We start from the raw sequence: 2208 nt of genomic DNA, 5'->3' as shown, positions 1-2208 counted from the left end.
AAAGTCCCATGTGGATCACTCCGGAATCCCCCGCTGCAAGCTGCGTCGCGGGGAGGGTCACATGGGTCAATTCTCAATGGAAACTAAGTGCTCTCCCGGGTCAGTTCTGGGTGGAAATCAACAGCCATGCTTTTCGGCACATCGCCGCAACGTCGATCGCCATCGAGGATCCCCTTCATCATGGCACTATCCGGGATGTCCTTGGCCACCAGACCATGACGATGTCGGAACTCCACTACAACCGGGCGACCAGCCTGGAGAGTTGCAACAAGTTGCAATCGTTTGTTGAAGACATCGGTCGAGACATGAGTAAGATGGGTAACCGCAAGCAGAAGCGGTCCTCCGGTGGCCGCAGTGACACGTGATGGAGGATGGCCATGCGCGCGGTGATCTACGCCCGATATTCAACCGAGATGCAGCGCGAGGCCTCGATAGAGGACCAGGTTCGCGTCTGCCAATGCCTGGTCCAGGACCGGGGCTGGTCAGTCCTGCAGGTCTACTCTGACATGGGCATTTCGGGCGCCACCCACTTGCGCCCGGGGTACCAGCAACTGCTCGCGGATGCCCGCTCGCGCCGCTTCGATGTCGTCGTTGCCGAAAGCATTGACCGGATCAGCCGCGATCAGGAACACATCGCCGCCTTCCACAAACAGATGACGTTCCTTGGCGTGCCTGTCCTGACTGTCGCCGAGGGGCCGATCAGCGAGTTGCACATCGGGCTCAAGGGCACGATGTCGGCACTCTACCTCAAGGACCTTGCGCAGAAGACCCATCGTGGCCTTGAAGGCCGGGTCAGGCAGGGCAAATCGGCAGGCGGAATTTCTTTCGGTTACCGCATGGAGCGCCGGCTTCGAGACGACGGAACATTCACGACCGGTGAGCGCAGCATTGATCCCGACGAAGGCGATGTCGTCCGCCGCATCTTTCGTGAGTTCATCGAGGGACACAGCCCGCGTGCGATTGCGCAACGGCTCAACGCTGAGGGAGTGACCGGTCCGCGGGGCACCACATGGGGGCCTTCGACCATTTACGGGAATTGGCGACGCGGGACCGGCATTCTCAACAACGAACTCTACGTGGGCAAAATTGCCTGGAACCGACAGCGCTTCATCAAAGATCCTTCAACCGGCAAGCGGCAGGCTCGCCTGAATCCGTCCGAGGAATGGATCACCGAAGACGTTCCTGAGCTCCGGATCGTGGACGACCAGACGTGGCTCGCCGCCAAACGGCGCCAGGATGATACGCGGGGTGTCATCGGGGCACCCCTCGGTCCTCGCCCGGAGAAAGCGCGACGGCCTCAGTACCTGTTCTCCGGCCTTCTTGAATGCGGCTGCTGTGGTGGTGGATACACGCTGGTCGGAAAGACCCGGTATGGCTGCGCGAGCGCCCGCAACAAGGGAACGTGCCAGAACCGCCGCACCATTGATCGCATCAATCTCGAAGCGCGCGTCCTCACCGGCATCCGCGAGCATCTCCTTGCTTCAGAGCTGATCGCGGCCTTCGTGTCCGAGTACCAGCGCGAGTGGAACCAGCTGATGCAGGCGGAGCGTATGGAACATGCCAAGACCGAGCGCGACCTCGCTCAAGTGTCGCGTAAGATCGATCAGTTGATCGAGGCCATCACGGACGGGCTCTACCACCCGAGCATGAAGGCGAAGATGACCGAGCTCGAAGACCGCAAGGTCGCGCTGGAGGCCGCGCTTGCCGCAAAACCCGAGGAACCCAGCGCATTGCGTCTCCACCCTGGACTCAGCGATCTCTACCGCCAGAAGGTCTCGACACTGGCAGACGCGTTGAACGCGCCCGGAACCCGTGTCGAGGCGACGGAGGTGCTGCGGAGCCTATTGACGACAGTTCGTCTACACCCCGAAGGCGACGGTCTGTCGATCGAGCTTGTGGGCGATATTGCTGGAATTCTTGGGCTTTCGACGCAAAAGCAAAGCCCCGGCGGTTTGCCGGGGCTTGGTGCTGTAACGCTGGTTGCGGGGGCAGGATTTGAACCTGCGACCTTCAGGTTATGAGCCTGACGAGCTACCGGGCTGCTCCACCCCGCGACAGGGTTGTCTGTTCGGTGGTGTTATCATCGTTATAGAGAGGCTGTTTCTTATCGAGTTTGGCGGTGACCTACTCTCCCACGTCTTAAGACGCAGTACCATTGGCGTTCCGGCCCTTATCCATCGAGTTCGGGAAGGGATCGTGAGTTTAGCC

The 2208-nt window shown here is 60.5% G+C and carries 2 protein-coding genes, 1 tRNA gene and 1 rRNA gene; 2 read left to right on the top strand and 2 right to left on the bottom strand.

The window, feature by feature from the left end; genetic code table 11:
* Together BCY78_RS24185 and BCY78_RS25070 are read left to right on the top strand one after the other, a co-directional pair.
* Window positions 1–365: hypothetical protein (locus BCY78_RS24185; protein WP_233499489.1), on the top strand; the 365-nt coding region annotated here is incomplete at its 5' end.
* A gap of 6 nt (window positions 366–371) precedes the next feature.
* Window positions 372–2021, top strand: coding sequence for a recombinase family protein (locus BCY78_RS25070; protein ID WP_083195286.1), 1650 nt, complete (start codon window positions 372–374; stop codon window positions 2019–2021).
* Here the strand turns inward: BCY78_RS25070 and BCY78_RS24165 are convergent.
* Window positions 1978–2054, bottom strand: a tRNA-Met gene (locus BCY78_RS24165). The two genes, BCY78_RS25070 and BCY78_RS24165, sit on opposite strands and share 44 nt — an antisense overlap.
* A gap of 57 nt (window positions 2055–2111) precedes the next feature.
* A 5S ribosomal RNA gene (gene rrf / locus BCY78_RS24160) occupies window positions 2112–2208 on the bottom strand; the annotation flags it as partial.

The organism is Pararhodobacter sp. CCB-MM2 (genome assembly GCF_001691415.1).
Taxonomy (GTDB): domain Bacteria; phylum Pseudomonadota; class Alphaproteobacteria; order Rhodobacterales; family Rhodobacteraceae; genus Pararhodobacter.
Note: the sequence above shows the minus strand (reverse complement) of the source record. Positions and strands in the feature narration are given on the sequence as shown.

Bases quoted from the DNA above. Each gene is read 5' to 3' on its own strand.
- BCY78_RS25070 (WP_083195286.1), top strand. From the start codon at position 372: ATGGCCATGCGCGCGGTGATCTACGCCCGATATTCAACCGAGATGCAG.